This is a genomic window from Clostridium sp. Ade.TY (genome assembly GCF_000498355.1).
Lineage (GTDB): Bacteria > Bacillota > Clostridia > Clostridiales > Clostridiaceae > Clostridium.
Genome location: NZ_AVSV01000047.1, coordinates 1 through 19416 on the forward strand (window position 1 = coordinate 1; position 19416 = coordinate 19416).

General features: G+C 25.9%; 19 protein-coding genes and 1 other RNA gene. 18 read left to right on the plus strand and 2 right to left on the minus strand.

Annotated elements, in window-relative coordinates; genetic code table 11:
• Positions 1 to 265: 265 nt before the first annotated feature.
• The 4 genes from ssrA (at position 266) to O212_RS0115310 (ending at position 4288) form a co-directional block, all read left to right on the plus strand.
• Positions 266 to 624, plus strand: a transfer-messenger RNA (tmRNA) gene (gene ssrA, locus O212_RS16535).
• A gap of 570 nt (positions 625 to 1194) precedes the next feature.
• Positions 1195 to 2550 carry an ABC transporter substrate-binding protein gene (locus O212_RS0115300; RefSeq protein ID WP_024615933.1) on the plus strand — a complete coding sequence of 452 codons (1356 nt, stop codon included), beginning with the start codon at positions 1195 to 1197 and terminating at the stop codon, positions 2548 to 2550.
• 65 nt (positions 2551 to 2615) lie between these two features.
• Positions 2616 to 3458, plus strand: coding sequence for a sugar ABC transporter permease (locus O212_RS0115305; RefSeq protein ID WP_024615934.1), 843 nt, complete (start codon positions 2616 to 2618; stop codon positions 3456 to 3458).
• Complete coding sequence (locus O212_RS0115310) at positions 3458 to 4288, plus strand: carbohydrate ABC transporter permease (RefSeq protein WP_024615935.1); 831 nt, start codon at positions 3458 to 3460, stop codon at positions 4286 to 4288. The genes O212_RS0115305 and O212_RS0115310 overlap by 1 nt, the downstream gene beginning before the upstream one ends.
• Before the next feature lie 217 nt (positions 4289 to 4505).
• On the opposite strand, the gene O212_RS0115315 is transcribed toward O212_RS0115310, so the two are convergent.
• Complete coding sequence (locus O212_RS0115315; RefSeq protein WP_024615936.1) at positions 4506 to 5699, minus strand: ROK family transcriptional regulator; 1194 nt, start codon at positions 5697 to 5699, stop codon at positions 4506 to 4508.
• Between the two features lie 208 nt (positions 5700 to 5907).
• On the opposite strand from O212_RS0115315, the gene O212_RS0115320 reads away from it, so the two are divergent.
• The 11 genes from O212_RS0115320 to O212_RS0115370 all read left to right on the plus strand — a co-directional run bounded on the left by O212_RS0115320 (position 5908) and on the right by O212_RS0115370 (position 16601).
• Positions 5908 to 7200 carry a PTS sugar transporter subunit IIC gene (locus tag O212_RS0115320; RefSeq protein WP_024615937.1) on the plus strand — a complete coding sequence of 431 codons (1293 nt, stop codon included), beginning with the start codon at positions 5908 to 5910 and terminating at the stop codon, positions 7198 to 7200.
• Positions 7201 to 7245: 45 nt separating this feature from the next.
• Entirely contained in the window at positions 7246 to 8145 is a 900-nt protein-coding gene (locus O212_RS0115325; RefSeq protein WP_024615938.1) for a PEP phosphonomutase, read from the plus strand.
• Positions 8146 to 8210: 65 nt separating this feature from the next.
• A complete protein-coding gene (locus tag O212_RS0115330; protein ID WP_024615939.1) occupies positions 8211 to 8522 on the plus strand; it encodes a PTS sugar transporter subunit IIB in 312 nt (103 codons plus the stop codon).
• 33 nt (positions 8523 to 8555) lie between these two features.
• The gene (locus O212_RS0115335) at positions 8556 to 8876 is read left to right on the plus strand and encodes a PTS lactose/cellobiose transporter subunit IIA (protein WP_024615940.1); all 321 of its coding nucleotides are present in this window, start codon (positions 8556 to 8558) and stop codon (positions 8874 to 8876) included.
• Between the two features lie 384 nt (positions 8877 to 9260).
• Positions 9261 to 10442 (plus strand): NupC/NupG family nucleoside CNT transporter, encoded by a 1182-nt coding sequence (locus O212_RS0115340; RefSeq protein ID WP_024615941.1) that lies wholly within the window; start codon positions 9261 to 9263, stop codon positions 10440 to 10442.
• A 227-nt stretch (positions 10443 to 10669) separates the two neighbouring features.
• Positions 10670 to 12592, plus strand: coding sequence for an oligopeptide transporter, OPT family (locus O212_RS0115345; protein WP_024615942.1), 1923 nt, complete (start codon positions 10670 to 10672; stop codon positions 12590 to 12592).
• Positions 12585 to 12926 carry a hypothetical protein gene (locus tag O212_RS0115350; RefSeq protein ID WP_024615943.1) on the plus strand — a complete coding sequence of 114 codons (342 nt, stop codon included), beginning with the start codon at positions 12585 to 12587 and terminating at the stop codon, positions 12924 to 12926. Before O212_RS0115345 ends, O212_RS0115350 begins: the two co-directional genes overlap by 8 nt.
• Positions 12927 to 13161: 235 nt before the next feature.
• Positions 13162 to 14121 (plus strand): tRNA-dihydrouridine synthase family protein, encoded by a 960-nt coding sequence (locus tag O212_RS0115355; protein ID WP_024615944.1) that lies wholly within the window; start codon positions 13162 to 13164, stop codon positions 14119 to 14121.
• Between the two features lie 143 nt (positions 14122 to 14264).
• Positions 14265 to 15413 carry a flagellin lysine-N-methylase gene (fliB, locus tag O212_RS0115360; RefSeq protein ID WP_024615945.1) on the plus strand — a complete coding sequence of 383 codons (1149 nt, stop codon included), beginning with the start codon at positions 14265 to 14267 and terminating at the stop codon, positions 15411 to 15413.
• A 225-nt stretch (positions 15414 to 15638) separates the two neighbouring features.
• Positions 15639 to 16247: a sugar O-acetyltransferase gene (locus tag O212_RS0115365; protein WP_024615946.1), complete on the plus strand. Its 609-nt coding sequence runs from the start codon at positions 15639 to 15641 to the stop codon at positions 16245 to 16247.
• Positions 16248 to 16331: 84 nt separating this feature from the next.
• On the plus strand, positions 16332 to 16601 hold the full coding sequence (locus tag O212_RS0115370) for a hypothetical protein (RefSeq protein ID WP_024615947.1): 270 nt from the start codon (positions 16332 to 16334) through the stop codon (positions 16599 to 16601).
• A gap of 46 nt (positions 16602 to 16647) precedes the next feature.
• On the opposite strand, the gene O212_RS0115375 is transcribed toward O212_RS0115370, so the two are convergent.
• Positions 16648 to 17112, minus strand: a complete 465-nt coding sequence (locus O212_RS0115375) for a GreA/GreB family elongation factor (RefSeq protein WP_024615948.1) — start codon at positions 17110 to 17112, stop codon at positions 16648 to 16650.
• Between the two features lie 182 nt (positions 17113 to 17294).
• On the opposite strand from O212_RS0115375, the gene O212_RS0115380 reads away from it, so the two are divergent.
• From O212_RS0115380 to O212_RS0115390, 3 genes are all read left to right on the plus strand, one after another.
• Positions 17295 to 18146, plus strand: coding sequence for an AAA family ATPase (locus O212_RS0115380; RefSeq protein WP_024615949.1), 852 nt, complete (start codon positions 17295 to 17297; stop codon positions 18144 to 18146).
• A 3-nt stretch (positions 18147 to 18149) separates the two neighbouring features.
• On the plus strand, positions 18150 to 18662 hold the full coding sequence (locus tag O212_RS0115385) for a hypothetical protein (RefSeq protein ID WP_024615950.1): 513 nt from the start codon (positions 18150 to 18152) through the stop codon (positions 18660 to 18662).
• Between the two features lie 182 nt (positions 18663 to 18844).
• Positions 18845 to 19396 carry a hypothetical protein gene (locus tag O212_RS0115390; protein WP_024615951.1) on the plus strand — a complete coding sequence of 184 codons (552 nt, stop codon included), beginning with the start codon at positions 18845 to 18847 and terminating at the stop codon, positions 19394 to 19396.
• Positions 19397 to 19416 lie beyond the last annotated feature (20 nt).

Below are 19416 nucleotides of genomic sequence, written 5' to 3' on the forward strand. Positions count from 1 at the left end.
ATATGGATATGTATCAGCAGATTATATAAGAATTTAATAAAAAATAATTTAAAGCTATTAAATTTTTCTAATAGATTGAAAAATTAATAGCTTTTATTTTTAAAAATAAAACAAAAAAGGTAATAATAAAAAAATATTAAAAAATTTTGGATTAATATGAAGAAGTTTTAAGATAATGCCAAGTTGACAGTGAACTTTTTGTGCTATATAATAAGTTCATAAAGCAAAACTGAATATAGCGTTTAAAAAATCAAACTTACAACATGGGGATGTTTTGGCTTCGACGGGGGTAAGTGAGGTTTGGTAAGCGAGCCGAGGGAAGCATGGTGCCTCGATAATAAAGTATGCACTAAATATAAACGCAGAAGACAATTTTGCACTAGCAGCTTAATAAACGTTGCTCATCAGCCCTGGGTTGCCCACGACTTGGGATGTCTGGTGTCATTATTAGTGGGGAACCGAGCTTAGCAAAGCTTTGAGCTAGGAACGGAACTTATGAAGCTAGCGAACATGATGCCTGTCTGTAGGCCTTCATGTAAGCGAATTTTAATATACAGACTACGCTCGTAGAAAGCTAGACTAAACTACTTTCGGACACGGGTTCGACACCCGTCATCTCCACCAAATAAGAATATATATTAGGATAGGATGTAAATCATCGTATCCTTTTTTGTTAATATTTTTTAGTGTAATATTTCGTATATTTATTATATTTGCATACTCTTTAGTTAAATTTTACTAGAGGGTGTGCATTTTTTTATGTATTTAAATTATTCTATAACATAAATAGGTTATTGTAAAAAGGATTATATTAAATGAGAAAGTAAATTAAATTTGATTATTAATTAAAAATAAAACTAAAGTTTTTTATTTACATATATTATTGAAATGTTTTATTTTATTAAATTTATAAAATCAAAAAATAAAGAAAAATTAATATAATAAACAATATTTTAAGTAAATTATAAAATAAAAATAAATTTAGAATTTTACAGAATTTATTTTTAAAATGATAATATTTAAATGCAAACAAAAATATAATATATAAAAGAGAATTTGAATGAGAATAATTTTAAATAGAAAATATTCTCTATATTTTTAGTACTCAAAAAAACGTTTCCAATGTCATTGAAATAAAAACGTAATAAGGGATTATGTTTTTATTATAAATTTTAAAATATGTGGGGGAAGAGTATGAAATTAAGAAAAATATTATCGGTGACACTTGCAACAGCGATTATTGCAGGCACATTTGTAGGGTGTGGAAGTAACAACAATGCTCCAAAGGATTCAGAAGCAACCAAAGAAATTTATTTTTTAAACTTTAAGCCAGAGATTGCAGAAGTTTATGATAAAATTGCTGCTGAATATGAAAAAGAAACTGGAGTCAAGGTTAAAGTTCAAACTGCAGCAAGTGGTACTTATGAACAAACATTAAAAGCGGAAATGGCAAAAAAGGAAGCACCAACGATTTTTCAAATTAATGGACCTGTAGGATATCAATCATGGAAAGATTATTGTACAGATTTAAAAGATACTGAACTTTATAAGAACTTAATGGATAAGTCTATGGCAATAACTAACGAAGATGGAGTTTATGGAATACCATATGCTGTTGAAGGATACGGAATAATTTACAACAATGCTGTAATGAATAAATATTTTGAATTAGCAGACAGTAAAGCAAAGTCAATGGAAGAAATTAATAGTTTTGAAAAATTTAAAGAAGTTACTGATGATATGCAAGCTAAAAAAGATAAATTAGGAATCAAAGGTGTTTTTGCATCAACATCAATGTCAGTAGGTAATGGATGGAGATGGGATACACACTTAGCAAACATACCTTTATATTATGAATTTAAAGATGTTACAGCTGAAGGAAAATTAGTTTTAGAAACTGGATTAGAATCTAAGAAAATAGATTTTAAGTATTCAAATGACTTTAAAAATATTTTTGACTTATATACTACAGACTCTGCAACAGAAAAAGGATTATTATCAGGAAAAACTGTTGATGATTCAATGGCAGAGTTTGCTTTAGGGGAATGTGCTATGGTTCAAAATGGTAACTGGGCATGGGGACAAATTAAAGAAGTTCAAGGGAATGTAGTAAAATCTGAAGACATTAAATTCCTACCAATATATACAGGAATGAAAGGTGAAGAAAGCCAAGGTATTTGTGTAGGAACAGAAAATTATCTTGCTATAAATAGTAAAGCATCAGAAGAACAACAAAAAGCTTCTGTTGATTTCTTAAATTGGTTATTTTCAAGTGATGCAGGAAAGAACTTTGTTACTAATGATTTAGGATTTATAGCTCCATTTGATACATTTAAAGATGAAAAACCATCAGATCCATTATCAAAAGAAGTTTTAAAATGGATGGCTAATAAAGATGTTCAAAATATTCCTTGGATATTCCAAGCATTCCCAAGTCAAGCGTTTAAAGATAAATTTTCAGCAGATTTACTTCAATATGTTCAAGGAAGTATGACATGGGATGATGTTGTTAAATCAGTAAAAGAAACTTGGGCAGCAGAAAAAAATTAATAAATTAACTTAAAAAGGCGATATTTATGTCGCCTTTTTTAAATAAATTATATAGGGGGGAGTTTATGCAAAAGAATATAAAAAAATATTTTTGGTTATTTGTTTTACCAACATTAATAGCATTTTGTATAGCATTTGTAATTCCGTTTATAATGGGTATTTATTTATCATTTACAAAATTTACAACTGTAGCAAATGCACAATTTGTTAGATTTGAAAATTATATAAAGGCTTTTTCCAATGATAGCTTTATTAATTCACTTTTCTTTACTACAAAATTTACAATTGTTTCAGTAATAACAATTAATTTAATTGCATTTACATTTGCTTATATGCTAACAAGAAAATTAAAGGGAACTAATATTTTTAGAACAGTATTTTTTATGCCTAATTTAATAGGTGGAATAGTGTTAGGATATATATGGCAACTTATTCTTAATGGGATACTAAATCAGTTTGGAGTAACTTTAACATATAAACCTGAATATGGATTTTGGGGTTTAGTAATACTTTTAAATTGGCAACAAATAGGATATATGATGATTATATATATAGCTGGAATACAAAATATACCAGGAGAACTTATAGAATCAGCCCAAATAGATGGAGCATCAAAGATGGGTATTTTAAAGAATATAACAATACCTTTAGTTATGCCATCTGTAACTATATGTTTATTTCTAACAGTATCAAATGCATTTAAATTATTCGATCAAAATTTAGCATTAACCGATGGAGCACCTGGAGGACAAACCGCCATGGTAGCTTTAGATATTTATAAGACCTTCTATGGAAGAGTAGGTTCTGAGGGTGTTGGACAGGCTAAAGCAGTAATATTTTTTGTAATAGTGGCAGTAATAATGTTAGTTCAACTTAAGATTACAAGGAACAAGGAGGTTGAAAATTAATGAAATCAAAGTTAGAAAAAACAATTTTATATGTTATATTAACAGCATTATCACTATTATTTATATCACCAACTTTAATAGTTTTAATTAATTCTTTTAAAGGAAAATTATATATAAGTAATGAACCATTTAAGTTACCTAATGAGCAAACTTTTGCAGGAATTACAAATTTCACTAGTGGTATAGAAAAAACAGGTTTTTTGTCAGCTCTTAAATGGTCATTGTTTATTACTATAGGAGCAACAATAGTAATAGTATTTTTTACATCAATGACTGCATGGTATATAACTAGAGTTAAAACTAGATTTACAAAACTTTTGTATTATCTTATAGTTTTCTCAATGGTTGTTCCATTCCAAATGGTTATGTTTACTATGACAAAGGTTGCTAATACTTTAAGTTTAGATAATCCCGTAGGTTTAATAATATTGTATCTAGGATTTGGAGCAGGATTATCAACATTTATGTATGTTGGATTTATTAAATCAGTACCATTAGAAATAGAAGAAGCAGCAATGATTGATGGGTGTAGTCCAGTACAAACTTTCTTTTTAATTGTGATGCCAATGCTAAAACCAATTACTACAACTATTGCAATTTTAAATGTTATGTGGGTATGGAATGATTACTTATTACCTTATTTAATAGTTGGCACTGATTATGCTACTATACCAATAGCTGTACAATATTTAAGGGGTGGATATGGGGCTATAGATATTGGAGCTATGATGGCTTTATTAGTAATAGCGATAATACCAATAGTTATTTTCTATGCAGTATGTCAAAAGTATATAATTGAAGGTATAGCTGCTGGTGCTGTAAAAGGCTAATATTTTAAAGTGATTTTTAAATATTTATAAATAGCTTTGCTAATTTTTGTGTTAGTGAAGCTTTTTTAGTATTAATAGAATTTTATTAATGGAATTATGTATTACTTTATGGAGTTTATAGAACCTTATACTTTATAAATTATATAATAATAGACACATTAATTATTAACTAAATATTATGTTACTTAGTTAATTTTAATGTGTCCACTATTTTGTGTTAACATAATTCAATTAAAAGTTTAGATATACAAAGAGCAGAGGCAGCTAAAGCACCATTATAAATGTTGTATTTTTTTATTATAATATTTTTGGTGTTATGTATTTCTAATAGTTTAATATTTTGTTCTAAGTATTCCATTAATAAATTTACAAGTAAATGTTCATTAAATAATTCTCCGTGAATTATAATTTTATTAGAATCAATCATCATATATAAATTATTTATAGTAATTGAAAGATATTTTATTGCTGAATTAAGAATATTTATAATGCCTTCATCCCCTAAGTTATAAGCTTTTAATATTGTCTCTATTGTTATTTTGTTTTTATCCGTAACTAATTGTCTTAAATAAGTAGTTTCAGAGTTATCAAAAAGAATTTTAGATTTTTTTATTATCCAAGCTTCGCTTGCATAAGTTTGAAGACATCCTCTTTTACCACATTCACATAATTCACCATCAGGGTGAACAATTATATGGCCTATTTCTCCAACTAGAAAATTATCTTTGGCATATAATTCTCCATTGTACATATAAGAACAAAACATTCCTCTACCTACATGAAAGAATATAAAATTGTCGTCAGTACCATTAAAACTAAATAATCTTTCAGCTAGTGTCATACACTTAACATTGTTTTCAAAATAAATAGGTAAATCAATATTATCTAATAAGACTTTAAAGTTGAAGTTTTTCCAAAAAGAATTATTAGTAATAATTGATTTATTATTTTTATTGAAATGTCCAGGAATAGCAATACCAATTCCTTTAGGATTGTATTTATTACAAGAGCTAATAAATTCTTTTAATTTATTTAAATAAAATTCCTCTGTTAAAGCAGTATTTAAGTCCTTATTAACTAAATCAATAGATTTTTTTTCAAAAATATTACCAACATTATCAGTTAAACAAAAACTTATATATTTTGGTGATAATTCGCTACCAATATAAAAACTATGGCTAGAAGAGATTCCTAGTAGTATTTTTTTTCTTCCAGATTTACTTTCCTTAGATACAACTTCTCCAAGTTCATAAATAAGGTTTTCTTGAATCATAATACTTGTGATTTCAGTAACTGTTGCAGGTGTAATACCAGTTTCTTTTGATATATCAATTCTAGAAATAGGTCCTTTAGCATATATTTTATTTAAAATTTTAAAGCGTAATTTTTGTTGATTTTTTGTAAGTTTCATAAATATCATCCCTTTCATTAATAATATTATATAATAATTATAAATTATAAACAAATATATTGATTTTATACATAAATATTATTGACTAATTATAAATTATAATCTATTATATAATTATAAATTATAATTTATATTAAAAAAGTAAACGTTTTTATCAATTATAAAATTATTTTTTATAATCAATTATATAAAAGGGGGATATATAAATATGAAAAAGTTAAATGGAGTTATTGAAGAAAAAATGATGCCAATTGCAGCAAAATTAGGGGCAAACAAAATATTAATTTCAATCCGTGATGGTATAACATTAAGTATGCCATTGATTATTATTGGATCATTATTTCTTGTAATAGCAAGTTTCCCAATTAAAGCATGGACTGATTGGCTAACAGCTATAGGTGTTGATGGATATTTATGGAAAGGGGTAGATAGTAGTTTTGGTTTAATGGGATTAGTTGCAAGTTTTGGTATTGCAAATAGTCTAGCGAGTCAATATAAAGTTGATGGTATTTCAGCAGGTATTATAGCATTATCTTCATTTATCGTTGTTACACCTTTTGTAAAAGGTGAAGCTGGAGCAGGAATTCCAGTTGGGTATATGGGAAGTAAAGGTTTATTTGTTGCAATGGTTCTTGGTATTATTTCAGCATTAATTTTTAAATGGTTTATTCAAAAAAATATTAGTATAAAATTACCAGATGCTGTTCCGCCAGCAGTTTCAAGAAGTTTTAGTGCATTAATTCCAGGTGCTGTTATTATAACTTTATGGTTAGTTGTTTTTGCAATTGTTGATATAGTGGCTATAGGTAATATACATGATTTATTAGGAAAAGTTTTAGGTGTTCCGCTAGGACTTCTTGGTGACAATATTTTTGGAACAGTTTTTGTAATATTATTAAATAGTTTATTCTGGTTTGTTGGTATTCATGGTGGTAATGTTGTAAATAGTATTCTTCAACCAATTTGGTTAATGAATTCAGATGCAAATCGTTTAATATTTCAAGCCGATCAAACAGCACAATTACCACATATTATTACACAACAATTTATGGACAATTTCGTATTTATTGGTGGTGGTGGGGCCACAATTGGTTTGGTAATTGTTATTGCTATTATTGCTAGACGTAAGAGAGCAAGTAAAATAACTAAAACTATGGCTCCGTTAACATTAACACCTGGTATATTTAACATTAATGAACCAGCTATGTTTGGACTTCCAGTAGTAATGAATATTTCATTATTAGTACCATTTATTTTAGCTCCAATAGCCAATGCTGTAATAGCATATTTTTCAATGGCTTCAGGTTTAGTTGCTACTACTACTGGTATTGCTGTTTCATGGACAATGCCACCAATCATAAGTGGTTTTCTTACAACTGGAGGACATATAAGTGGAGCAGTTTTACAAATAGTATGTATAATTGTTGATATAGCAATTTACTGGTTCTTCTATAAAGCTGTAGAAAAAGAAAACTTGGAATTAGAGTCAGGAATGGAATAATAAAAAACAATATATTAATTTAAATAAAATTTTAGAGGTGCAATTATGGGTAAGAGATTAATTAGTTCAAATGCTTCAGAAATATTAAAAATGACATCAGCTGAACTAAAACAAAGTATTAAAGCAAGTGAAGGAAGAACAATTATTTCAGAAAATGTAACGCCAAGGGAATCTTTTATAGGTGATATTACAAATGCTGAGATTGCAAGAGCTTTTGGAGCAGATTTGATTTTGCTTAATTGTTTAGATGTTTTTAATCCAGAAATTTTTGGATTAGATATAAAAGAAGGTTCTTTTGTAGATGAACTACATCGTTTAGTAGGACGTCCGATAGGAGTAAACCTAGAGCCAATAGATTTAGATGCCGATATGGAAGAAGATCTTTTTACTATTAGTAAAGGTAGACAAGCTAATATTGATACAATTAAAGAAATTGAAAAACTTGGTATGGATTTTGTTTGTTTTACTGGTAATCCTGGTACTGGAGTTACTAATTCACAAATAGAAAAAACTATTCGTTTAGCAAAGGAAAACTTTTCAGGATTAATAATTGCTGGTAAGATGCATGGAGCCGGTGTTAATGAACCAGTTGCTGATATAAAAGCAGTAGAAAGTTTCATAGAGGCTGGTGCAGATATTATTTTAGTTCCTGCTGTTGGAACAGTTCCGGGCTTTGATGATTCAGAACTAAAAGAAGTAGTTAAAGTTGCACATAGAAAAGGTGCACTTGTATTAAGTGCAATTGGAACTAGTCAGGAAAGTTCAGATGAAGATACTATAAAACAAATTGCAATACGAAATAAAATTTGTGGAGTAGATATTCAGCATATTGGTGATGCTGGTTATGGTGGGCTTGCACCTTTTGAAAATATTTTTGCAATGAGTAAAGCAATTCGTGGTGTTCGTCATACAGTATCAATGGTTGCTCGTTCTATTAATCGTTAATTATTGTAATAAATTAGGTAAATATATATTATTTTGATAATATTATTAAGAAGGGATTGAGAAAAATGAAAAAAACAATTATGTTAGTATGTGCTGCAGGAATGAGTACTAGTTTAATGGTAGAAAGAATGAAAAAGGCTGCTAATGCAAAAGGGATTGAGGCAGATATTTTTGCTGTTTCAGCTGGAGAGGCAGATAGTTATTTAGAAAAAGTAGATGTATTACTTTTAGGTCCACAAGTACGTTTTATGAAAAAACAATTTGAAGAAAAAGTTGCACCATTTGAGATTCCGCTAGATGTAATACCAATGACAGATTATGGTATGATGAATGGAGAAAAAGTATTAGAACAAGCTCTTAAATTAATAGGAGAATAATTTAATTATAATTATTTGAAGGGAGAATTTATTGTGGGAGAACAAATGAATTTAGATGTTATTATGGAATTGATTATGTATGGAGGAGATGCTAAAAGCAATGCAATGGAAGCTATTAAAGCTGCGAAAGATGGAGAATTTGAATTAGCTGAAAGTAAAATTTCTGCAGCAGAAGATTCATTGGTAAAGGCACATCATTCTCAAACACAAATGTTAACTCAAGAAGCTCAAGGTAATAAAGCAGAAGTTTCATTATTAATGGTACACGGACAAGATCATTTAATGACTTCAATAGCATTTACAGATTTAGCAAAAGAAATTATTGATGTCTATAAAAGAATTGATGAAAAATAATAAAAAATTTTGTATTCTTAAAATTAAAGGAATAAGAGTTAAAATATATTAATTATAAAAAGCCATCGGTTATTTTAATCGATGGCTTTTTTATATTATAATAATATAAATTTTATCTAAATAGAAAAATTTTACTGATTTTTATAATACTATTAAATTAAATTGGATAAAATTAGAGAAATGCTTTACAAATTTAAAAAACAAGCTTATAATCAATAGGGTTTCAATTGTATTTGAAAACATTTATGCATATTTGTAATATTTTAAGCTTATAAGATACAATATTAAATTTATACTAAAAATAATTTGTTAAAGAAAAGGTATTTATTATATCATGTATTAAACATAAGATATTAGATGTACTGTATTCACGGAGGAGGAAAAATGAAATATATCATTGGAGTCATAGGATTAGTTGTTGTTTTAGCACTTGCATGGATTGCGAGTAATGACAAGAAAAATGTAAAATATAAGCCTGTAATTATAATGCTTTTTTTACAGTTTATACTTGGTTTTGTATTATTAAATACTGAATTAGGAAATTATTTAGTAGGTGGTATAGCAAAAGGATTCGATTCATTACTTAAATGTGCTGGAGATGGAGTAAACTTTGTATTTGGTGGATTAGTTAATAATAATCAATTTTCATTTTTTATTAGTGTTCTTTTACCAATAATATTTATTTCAGCTTTAATTGGTATTTTACAATACTTAAAAATACTTCCTTTTATAATAAAATATATAGGATTGGGATTAAGTAAAATTAATGGAATGGGTAAGCTAGAATCTTATAATGCAGTAGCTTCAGCGATACTTGGACAATCAGAAGTATTTATTTCAGTAAAGAAACAACTTGGGTTATTACCAAAAGAAAGATTATATACACTTTGTGCATCAGCTATGTCAACAGTATCTATGTCTATAGTTGGTTCTTATATGGTTCTTTTAAAACCTAAATATGTTGTAACAGCACTTGTTTTAAATTTATTTGGAGGATTTATTATATCATCAATTATAAATCCTTATACTGTAACAGAAGAACAAGATATTTTAGTTGTTCAAGAAGAAAAGAAACAATCTTTCTTTGAAGTTCTTGGTGAATATATTTTAGATGGATTTAAGGTAGCGGTTATAGTAGCTGCTATGTTAGTTGGTTATGTAGCAATAATTGCTTTAATAAACAGAATATTTGGTTCAATATTTGGAATAACATTCCAACAAATGCTTGGATATTTATTCTCACCATTTGCATTTTTAATGGGAGTACCTTTTAATGAATCAATACAAGCTGCAAGTGTAATGGCAACTAAATTAGTATCAAATGAATTTGTTGCAATGCAATTCTTAACTGGAGGAGCAATACATTTATCAGCAAGATCAATTGCTATTGTTTCTACATTCTTAATTTCTTTTGCAAACTTTGCATCAATAGGAATTGTTGCAGGAGCAGTAAAAGGACTTCATGAAGAACAAGGAAATGTAGTTGCACGTTTTGGATTAAAATTATTATATGGTGCAACATTAGTAAGTATTTTAACAGCAACTGTTGTTGGATTAATTGTATAAGTTGAAAAGTACAAAAATTAATTGTTTTTAATTTTTTAATATAAAATAATATAATATTAGTAGAAAACAGCAATAATATTTTTAAATATTATTGCTGTTTTTATTTTAATAAATTTTTTTAAATAATACTAATTAAGTAAACTACATAATATAAAAGCACTTTAGGAATAATAACTAAGGATATTATAGAAAATATAATTAGGTTATAAAAAGGAAGGTGATATTATATGAAAAAGAAATTACCTAAAGAAGCGTATGGTGGTTTACATGGTAAAGATTATGTTCCTTATTGGACAGAAAAATCAAAAAATGGAACAAATTTTCCAGTGATTTTGATAGGAGTAATATTAGCTATTGTATTTGCAGCGTCAACTGCTTACTCAGGTATGAAGTCAGGATTAACAGTTGCAGCTGGAATACCTGGAGCAATAATAGGTTCAATGTTTATAGGAATCTTTGCAAGGAGTAAGGGGATACTTGGTAAAAATATAAATCAAGGTATGGCAAGTGGTGGAGAATCTATAGCAAGTGGTATGATTTATGTATTGCCTGCAATTATATTAATAGGTAGCAATATTACTTTTTTAGAAGGATTAAGCGTTGGAGTAGCTGGAGCTTTATTTGGAGTAGGATCATTATCTTTAGTTTATAACTACTTAATAATTGAAGAACATGGAAAGCTTATGTATCCAGAATCAATGGCAATATCAGAAACACTTGTAGCATCGGAAGGTGGAGGAGATGCTATAAAGTTTATGGGAATTGGATTCATAATAAGTGGAATTATAAATGTTTTAATAGGGTCTTTTTTTAATATAATAAATAACACTATTACTTTTTTAGGAAGTAAGTTTTATAAATGGAAGTTTTCAACAGAAGTAAATCCACTTTTACTTGGAATAGGATTTATAGTAGGATTAGAAGTCTCTTTAACTATGTTTGCAGGTTCAATATTAGCTAATTTTGGAATTGGACCACTAATTGGTTATTTTACTGATTTTGCAGATAAAAATATGCAATCATGGAATGATGCTACAGTATTACTTAATCAAATGGATATAAATCTAATTTCAGGAAGCTATGTTAAATATATAGGTGCAGGTATGATGCTTTGTGGAGGAATAATAGGTGCTATTAAGCTTATACCAACTATAATATATTCTATAAAAGAAACATTAAAAGCAAAAACAAGCAAAGATGAAAATATAGAAAGTAATTCAGGTGCAATTATAATACTTTTACTTGGTATAGTAATAGCATTTTTATCTGCATTTTTAATTTCCCAAAATATTTTAATGGCCATAGTTGCAGCTATAGTTTCATTAATATTAGCCTTATTATTTGTAATAGTTTCAGGTCGTTTAACAGGAACAATAGGAACATCAAATCTTCCAGTTTCAGGAATGACAATAGCATCATTAGTTATATTAACATTAGTTTTTGTTATAATGGGATGGACTAATCAAGCTGATAATAAATCATTACTTTTATTTGCTGCATTTATGGTTGTTGCAATATCAGTAGCAGGAGGTTATAGTCAATCTCAAAAAGTAACTTACATAATAGGAGGAAGCAAAAAAGAAATGCAAAATTGTTTTGTAATAGCTAGTATAATAGGAGTTATTGTAGTTACAGGAACAATAATGATTCTTTCAAGTCAGTTAGCAATTACAGGTGCAGAAGCACCATTTGCATTACCACAAGCAAACCTAATGTCTACATTAACTTCAGGTATAATGTCAGGTAATTTACCTTGGCCTATGATTATTGTGGGAATAGTAATTGCATTATTTTTGTTTTTATTAAACTTACCAATAATGACTATTGCAATAGGATTTTATTTACCGATTTCAACAACTTCAATAATATTAGTTGGAGCATTAATACGTGTATTTATTGAAAAGATGAGTAGAAGTAAAGAAGAAAAAGAAATTAAGGTTGCAAATGGAATAAGTTTATCATCAGGACTTGTTGCAGGTGGATCAATAATAGGATTATTAGGAATAATATTGCAAGTAACAGGAGTTATAACTCCAAAAGTACCAGTTGGATTTGCATCAACTAATATGATGGCAATAATTTTATTAATTATTTTAGTAATTGCAACTACAATACCAATTATGGTATCAAAGGTTAAAAAAAATGAATAATGATTATGAAATTTTAAATATAAAATTTAAAATTTGTGATTATTTAGAATATGAAATAGGTAAAGATGGAATAGTTACTGTTTTTGAAAAACAAGATAAAAGGATTCAAAGGTTTTTTAGAAAATTAAAAGTTAAAATTCCTATGTATAAGAAAATTACTTTTGATGAATATAGTAGTGAAGTATTTATTCAAATTAATGGAATAAATACTGTTAAAGAAATAGGAGAAAAACTTGAAAGTAGATTTGGTGAAAAAGTATATCCTCTTTATGAAAGATTATTAGTATTTTTAAATCATATATATTTAAATTGCAAATACATTGAAAAAATTTAAAGTTATATATTATTAAAATAATATTTTAAATAATTAAATTAGTATAGCAGTTTATAAAAGGTAATTAATAAATTTATGTTAATTTAAAAGTATATAAAATAAAATTTGCCTCTATAGAATTTTCTATGGGGGTTTTTTTATAAAAAATTATAAAAATAAAAAGAATTAAATAATGTAGATAAGAAAAACGAAGGTTGGTATAATAATTTTATATTAATAACGAAGGAGAAAATATATGAAATATTACTTTGCACCTATGGAAGGTATAACAGGATATATATATAGAAATTCTTATAAAAAGTTTTTTAATAATATTGATAAATATTTTACACCTTTTATTGTTCCAAATACTAGTAGAAGTCTTAAGACTAAAGAACTTAGAGATATTTTGCCTGAAAATAATAAAGGGATAAATATAGTACCACAAATACTTACTAATGATTCTGAAGGTTTTATTTTTACTGCGAATAAATTAAAACAATTAGGATATGATGAAATTAATTTAAATTTAGGTTGTCCATCAGGAACTGTTGTATCAAAAAATAGAGGATCAGGATTTTTATCAAAAACAGATGAGCTTGATAAGTTTTTAGAAGATATATTTAAAATGGATGATGTTAAAATATCAATAAAAACTAGAATAGGGAAAGATAGTCCAGAAGAATTTTATAAACTTATAGAAATTTATAATAAGTATCCTTTAGAAGAGCTTATTATTCATCCTAGGACACAAAAAGATTTTTATGGAAATAAGCCTAATTTAGAAGTTTTTAAAGATGCTTTAAAATTAAGTAAGAATGAAATTTGTTATAATGGAGACATTTTTACAAAAGATGATTATAATAATTTAATAAAAGATTTTAAAGATGTAGATAAGGTAATGCTTGGTAGAGGAATTCTTTCTAATCCAGGACTTATGAATGAAATTAAAAATGATAGTTTTTTAGATAAAAAAGTGTTAAAAGAGTTCCATGATGAAGTATTTAATAATTATAGGGAATTATTTAATGAAGATAAAAATGCAATATTTAGAATGAAAGAATTATGGGGATATATGATTTATATATTTTCTGATAATAAAAAGTATGCTAAAAAAATAAAAAAAGCACAAAAATTAGAATCTTACAATGATGCTGTTTCAAGTTTATTTGAAGAACAAGAAATTATAAAAGGTGCTGGATTATTTAGTAATTAAAAAACAACCACAAACTAATTTAGTTTGTGGTTATATTTTTATAAATAAAAATTAATGTATAGAAAAATTTAATTTTATACTGCAAGTAGTTATTTATATTATAATAAATGTATAGATTATTTTAATATAGATGGAGTTAAGTTATGAATAAACAAAAAAATATATTTAAAATTTCAAATTATGATAAATTCAAATGTATAGCTGATAAATGCAATTTTACATGTTGTCAAGGATGGGATATTAATATAGATAATAATACTTATGATAGGTGGAAAAAGATAAAAGGCGATTCAAAGTATTTATTACATAATGTTAAAAAGGTTACTAGGGAGGGTAAATGTTTAATAAATAAAAAAACATATGAATCATGTCCTTTTTTAGATGATAAGGGATTATGTTATATAGTAAAAAATCATGGAGAAAATTATTTATCAAGGACGTGTCATATATTTCCTAGAATAGAAAATGAATTCGAAGATAGAATAGAACTTTCATTATCATGTGCCTGTCCAGAAGTAGTTAATATTATAAGTAGTATAAATGGTAAGATAAATATGATTAAAGAAAACAATAGTAGTAATAATGAAGGTGATTTATTAGAACTTAAAATTAGAGATATTTTAATTAATATAGTTAAACAAAATAATTTAAGATTAGAATATAAATTAATTATTGCATTTGAAATGATGTTATCTACTTTAGATAATGAAATATTTAATAATGAAGAAGAGATATTAAATGAATTAGAAAAGTATAAGAAGAGGGAGTACATTGAAAATCTTATTTCCGAATATAAAGAAGTTGTTTTAACTTTAGATGAATCAGTTGAAGAGATTAATTATTTATTTTTAGATATTATAAAAAATTATAAAGAAGTACCTATGTTTAAAAGTATTTTGCAAGATATTTCAGAATTTGGAGAAAAAGCTAACTTTGGAGTGCTTTCAAAAAAGTGGGAAAAGTTTAGAACTTTATTTGAAGAACATGATAATTTTATTGAAAATTGTATAGTATCTAAAATTTTTAGTAATTGTGTAAGTGATGATATTGAAGATATGGCAATATCATTTCAAATGATTGTACTTGATTATTTATTGGTTAGATATGCTCTGTTTTTAAAGTTTTGTATAAATGAAAAAGAAATAGTTGATATTCAAAATTTAAAAGATTATATAGTAGCATTTTCAAGAATTATTGGAAATAATGTAGAAGCAGTTAAAGAATTTTTAGCTGATGGGTTTGGAGATATTATTTTGGAAATTGGATATTTATGTTTTATATCTTTATTTTAAATTATAAACTCACTTAATTTAGTGAGTTTATTTTTGTAATATAAAATTTAATTAATAAATGATGGATTAAATAATAATATCAAAATAGTGAAAGTTCTTGTCAAAATTAAATAAGAATTAAAGGATTCATGTATTTATAATGTAAATATATTAAAGTAATATATTTAAGTATTTAAGTTAAATAAAGTACAAAATATATTTAAAAAGAAAGGGAGAATTTATAAAATGAGTGAAAAACAAAAAATGTTATCAGGAAAGTTATATATGGCAGCAGATGATGAGCTTAGAAGAGACAATAAAAAGTCAAGAATGCTTACTAGGTTATTTAATAATTCAACAGAAGAACAAATTGGATATAGAAAAGAATTATTAAAAGAACTATTTGAGAAAACAGGAGAAAATTTATATATTGAACCACCGTTTAGATGTGATTATGGGTGTAATATATCTATTGGAAATAATTTTTATGCAAATTATGATTGTATTATTGTTGATGTATGTAAAGTAATTATAGGTGAAAATGTAATGTTTGGACCTAGAGTTGGTATTTATACAGCAGGACATCCAATTGATGCAGATATAAGAAATACAGGATTAGAATTTGGAAAACCAGTAACAATAGGAGATAATGTATGGGTTGGAGGAAGTACTGTCATAAATCCAGGTGTTAAAATAGGAAATAATGTAGTAATAGGATCAGGATCTGTAGTAACTAAAGATATTCCAGATAATGTAGTTGCAGTAGGAAATCCTTGTAGAGTATTAAGAAAAATAACAGAAGAAGATAAGGCCTATTGGGAAACGAAAAAAGAAGAATATTATAGTGAAAAATAAAAATCAAATAGTATTATAAATAAACTAATAAAAGTAAATTTAAAATAATAATATATAAAAGAAGTAATATAATAAGGAGTAAAGATGGAAATTCTATATATCATTGGAATAATACTTTGCTTTGTATGTTATACAATAATATCTGTAACATATATAAGACTTGCAATTATATTAGAAATGCCAATACTTTTAGTTTTATTTATATTATTAGCTTTTATATTATTAATAAATTTAATAAGAGTATTAAAAGGACAAAAGATAATTAAATATTTTAAGGTAAAAGTAACAATAGCAGGATTTATTGGAATAATATTAAGTATATGTATTCTTAACATTTTATCTTATTATAGTTAGTTTTATAATAAATAAAAAAAGCTCACAGTTAATGTGAGCTTTTTATTTATAATATTTCTAACACTTCAACAGTGTAATTATCTCCAGGTGCGTTAACTTCAACTATATCTCCAGCTTTTTTACCAGATAAGGCTTTACCTAAATCAGATTCAATACTTATAAGCATATTTTCAGGATCTAAATCCATTGTTGTTACAAGAGTTATAGTAACTTCATCATTATCTTCAACAAATCTAATTCTAGCTTTGCTATTAATACCAAGAGTTGATTTATCAGATTCTTCTTCATCTATTAAAGTTGCAGTTGAAATCATAGTCATTAAATATTGAATTCTATTATCATTTTCTCTATAGTTTGCGCAAGCTTCTTTATATTCAGCATTTTCTGATCTATCGCCATGGGCAGCAGCAACTAATTTTTCTTTAGCAATTTCAGCTCTCTTTACAGTCATTCTATATTCTAGTTCATCTCTTAATTTTTTTATATTTTCCGCTGTTAGTTTATTATTCATAAAACTTTAAACCTCCCCAAATAATTTATGTCAATAATATTAGTATATATAAGAAAATAAAAGAAAACAAATAAACTTGATAAATGATGTCAAAAATTTTTCGAAATTAATCAATAATCTGTATTGGTTAGAATATATTTTAATGAATAATATTTAATTTAAGCAATTTTTAGGAGATAAATATGCCAAAAACAATTAGTTTTATTAATCTTAAAGGAGGAGTTGGAAAAACAACATTATTAGTATCAGTTGCTGAAGTTTTAGCTTTAGAATACAATAAAAAAGTTTTAGTTATAGATTTAGATCCTCAAACAAATGCAACTGTATTACTTGTTAGTCAAGATAGATGGAGCAAAGCAAATCAGGAAAATAAGACAATCCATCAATTATTTTTAGATAAAATAGAAAATACTAATGCATTTGATATTAATGAATCAATAATATCAAATGTAAGTAATGTTGGCGGAGGAATAAAAAACTTAGATTTATTACCATCTAGTATAGATCTAATTGATATTAGTGATGATGTTTCATGGTTGAGTAAAGAAAATAACTCAATATCAATATTAAATGATGAAATTGAAAATTTAAAAAAGGAATATGATTATATATTAGTTGATTGTCCTCCAAATTTGGGGGCTATAACTATGTGTGGAATATATATTAGTCAATATTATATTATTCCGGTTATTGCTGATAGATTATCAACATATGGACTACAACAAGTCATAAAGAAAATAAATAAAAAGTCCAGAGAAATTAAGAGGTTAGATAAAGAATATTCTATTAAAGGATTGGGTGTTGTAATAAATAGATTTAGAAATAATAAGCCTTATACATCGATAAAAGAAGGATTACAAATAAAAAGTGATAATGGTGAAATACCTAAATTATTTAATACAGTTATCGGAAATAAATCAATAATATCAAATTTATCAGATTTCGAAGAAAGAAAAAATACATTAAAGAGTAAGTATGGATGTGAATTTAATACAATAAATAATTTAGTTAAAGAAATAATAGGAAGGTGTTAAAATATGAATAAAAAAGGTGTGTTAGAAGAAATAAGAGAAAGACTATTAAAGGGAGAAAATAGGGAAGATTTAAATAAAGAATATAAAAAAGTTACAGTTTCTAGAGTATATAATAAATTAGAAAAAGAAGGTCTTATTATAGAAAGTAAAGAGGAGAGTCCATTATTTAAAAATAATGAGAAAGAAGTTCTAAAGTTACTTAAAGAAGTATTTAGTTTAATTAATGATGGTGAAGAATATAAAATAAATATAACAGTAAGCAAAAAAAGTATAGAAGAAACAGAGAAAGTTTTGGCTGAGAATGAAGTAATAAATCCATTTACTTTATATAGTAAGTCAAATAAAGATTCAATGGAAAAAGAACTTAAAAATAAAAGCAAAGACTCAATGATAAATATAATAAAAAAGTATTTTAAATATAATAATAAAATGCTAAAGCAACCTAAGGATGAATTAGCAAAATATATTTATTCAGAGGTTGAAAAAGTATTAAATATAGGGAAGTGTTTTAAATAGTATATTTAAATCCTCATAACAAAACGGACAAGTTTAGGCTTGTCTGTTTTGTTATAAAAATTTTTGCTAATTAACAATTATTTTTATATATTAAATTTTTAATCACATTGCTTTAAAAAAATTACAGTAATATGGTAAAATTATAAATGGTATATGGTAGGTGATTATTTAGGGGGATAATAATGAGAAATTATAAGAGTTATATAAATAATTTACAAAAGTATAAAGGAATTGACTTAATAAATACAAGTGGAATAATAAAAATAAATATTGGACAAGAAGATTCCTACATAACTTATGGTAGTTCTATAGCAAAAGCCTTTATAACTACATTAATACAATTAGAGCATAATAATGGAATGAATAGAAAGTTAAAAAAATTATATAAAGATATAGGTGATTCAGGAGTTAGTGTAGATATATTAGAAATATTAGAATCTGATAAGCTTAAAGAAAAATCTAAAGAATATATAGAAAAGTTTGATCCAACTCTTAATTATCAAAGGACTAAAGAAGGGTTTACAGAAGAACATAAGAGAAAATTATCAAAGTGTAAAAGAGGAGAAAAACATAATAGAGCAAAGCTTACTGAAAATGAAGCTAGGCAAATAAAAATATTAGCAACACAAGGAAAAATGACATCTATAGAAATATCAGAACATTTTAAAATTAGTCCAGAACAAGTGAGAAAAATAAAATTAGGATTAGCATGGAGTCATATAAAAATAAAATAATTAAAAAAGAAGATAATTTA

What these genes read in the sequence shown, in the direction of transcription:
- O212_RS0115315 (WP_024615936.1), bottom strand. Translation starts at nt 5,699, where the DNA reads ATGAAACTTACAAAAAATCAACAAAAATTACGCTTTAAAATTTTAAAT.
- O212_RS0115385 (WP_024615950.1), top strand. Translation starts at nt 18,150, where the DNA reads ATGAATAAAAAAGGTGTGTTAGAAGAAATAAGAGAAAGACTATTAAAG.
- O212_RS0115355 (WP_024615944.1), top strand. Translation starts at nt 13,162, where the DNA reads ATGAAATATTACTTTGCACCTATGGAAGGTATAACAGGATATATATAT.
- O212_RS0115365 (WP_024615946.1), top strand. Translation starts at nt 15,639, where the DNA reads ATGAGTGAAAAACAAAAAATGTTATCAGGAAAGTTATATATGGCAGCA.
- O212_RS0115380 (WP_024615949.1), top strand. Translation starts at nt 17,295, where the DNA reads ATGCCAAAAACAATTAGTTTTATTAATCTTAAAGGAGGAGTTGGAAAA.
- O212_RS0115375 (WP_024615948.1), bottom strand. Translation starts at nt 17,112, where the DNA reads ATGAATAATAAACTAACAGCGGAAAATATAAAAAAATTAAGAGATGAA.
- O212_RS0115310 (WP_024615935.1), top strand. Translation starts at nt 3,458, where the DNA reads ATGAAATCAAAGTTAGAAAAAACAATTTTATATGTTATATTAACAGCA.
- O212_RS0115320 (WP_024615937.1), top strand. Translation starts at nt 5,908, where the DNA reads ATGAAAAAGTTAAATGGAGTTATTGAAGAAAAAATGATGCCAATTGCA.
- O212_RS0115305 (WP_024615934.1), top strand. Translation starts at nt 2,616, where the DNA reads ATGCAAAAGAATATAAAAAAATATTTTTGGTTATTTGTTTTACCAACA.
- O212_RS0115350 (WP_024615943.1), top strand. Translation starts at nt 12,585, where the DNA reads ATGAATAATGATTATGAAATTTTAAATATAAAATTTAAAATTTGTGAT.
- O212_RS0115325 (WP_024615938.1), top strand. Translation starts at nt 7,246, where the DNA reads ATGGGTAAGAGATTAATTAGTTCAAATGCTTCAGAAATATTAAAAATG.
- O212_RS0115370 (WP_024615947.1), top strand. Translation starts at nt 16,332, where the DNA reads ATGGAAATTCTATATATCATTGGAATAATACTTTGCTTTGTATGTTAT.
- O212_RS0115390 (WP_024615951.1), top strand. Translation starts at nt 18,845, where the DNA reads ATGAGAAATTATAAGAGTTATATAAATAATTTACAAAAGTATAAAGGA.
- O212_RS0115340 (WP_024615941.1), top strand. Translation starts at nt 9,261, where the DNA reads ATGAAATATATCATTGGAGTCATAGGATTAGTTGTTGTTTTAGCACTT.
- O212_RS0115330 (WP_024615939.1), top strand. Translation starts at nt 8,211, where the DNA reads ATGAAAAAAACAATTATGTTAGTATGTGCTGCAGGAATGAGTACTAGT.
- O212_RS0115345 (WP_024615942.1), top strand. Translation starts at nt 10,670, where the DNA reads ATGAAAAAGAAATTACCTAAAGAAGCGTATGGTGGTTTACATGGTAAA.
- O212_RS0115300 (WP_024615933.1), top strand. Translation starts at nt 1,195, where the DNA reads ATGAAATTAAGAAAAATATTATCGGTGACACTTGCAACAGCGATTATT.
- fliB (WP_024615945.1), top strand. Translation starts at nt 14,265, where the DNA reads ATGAATAAACAAAAAAATATATTTAAAATTTCAAATTATGATAAATTC.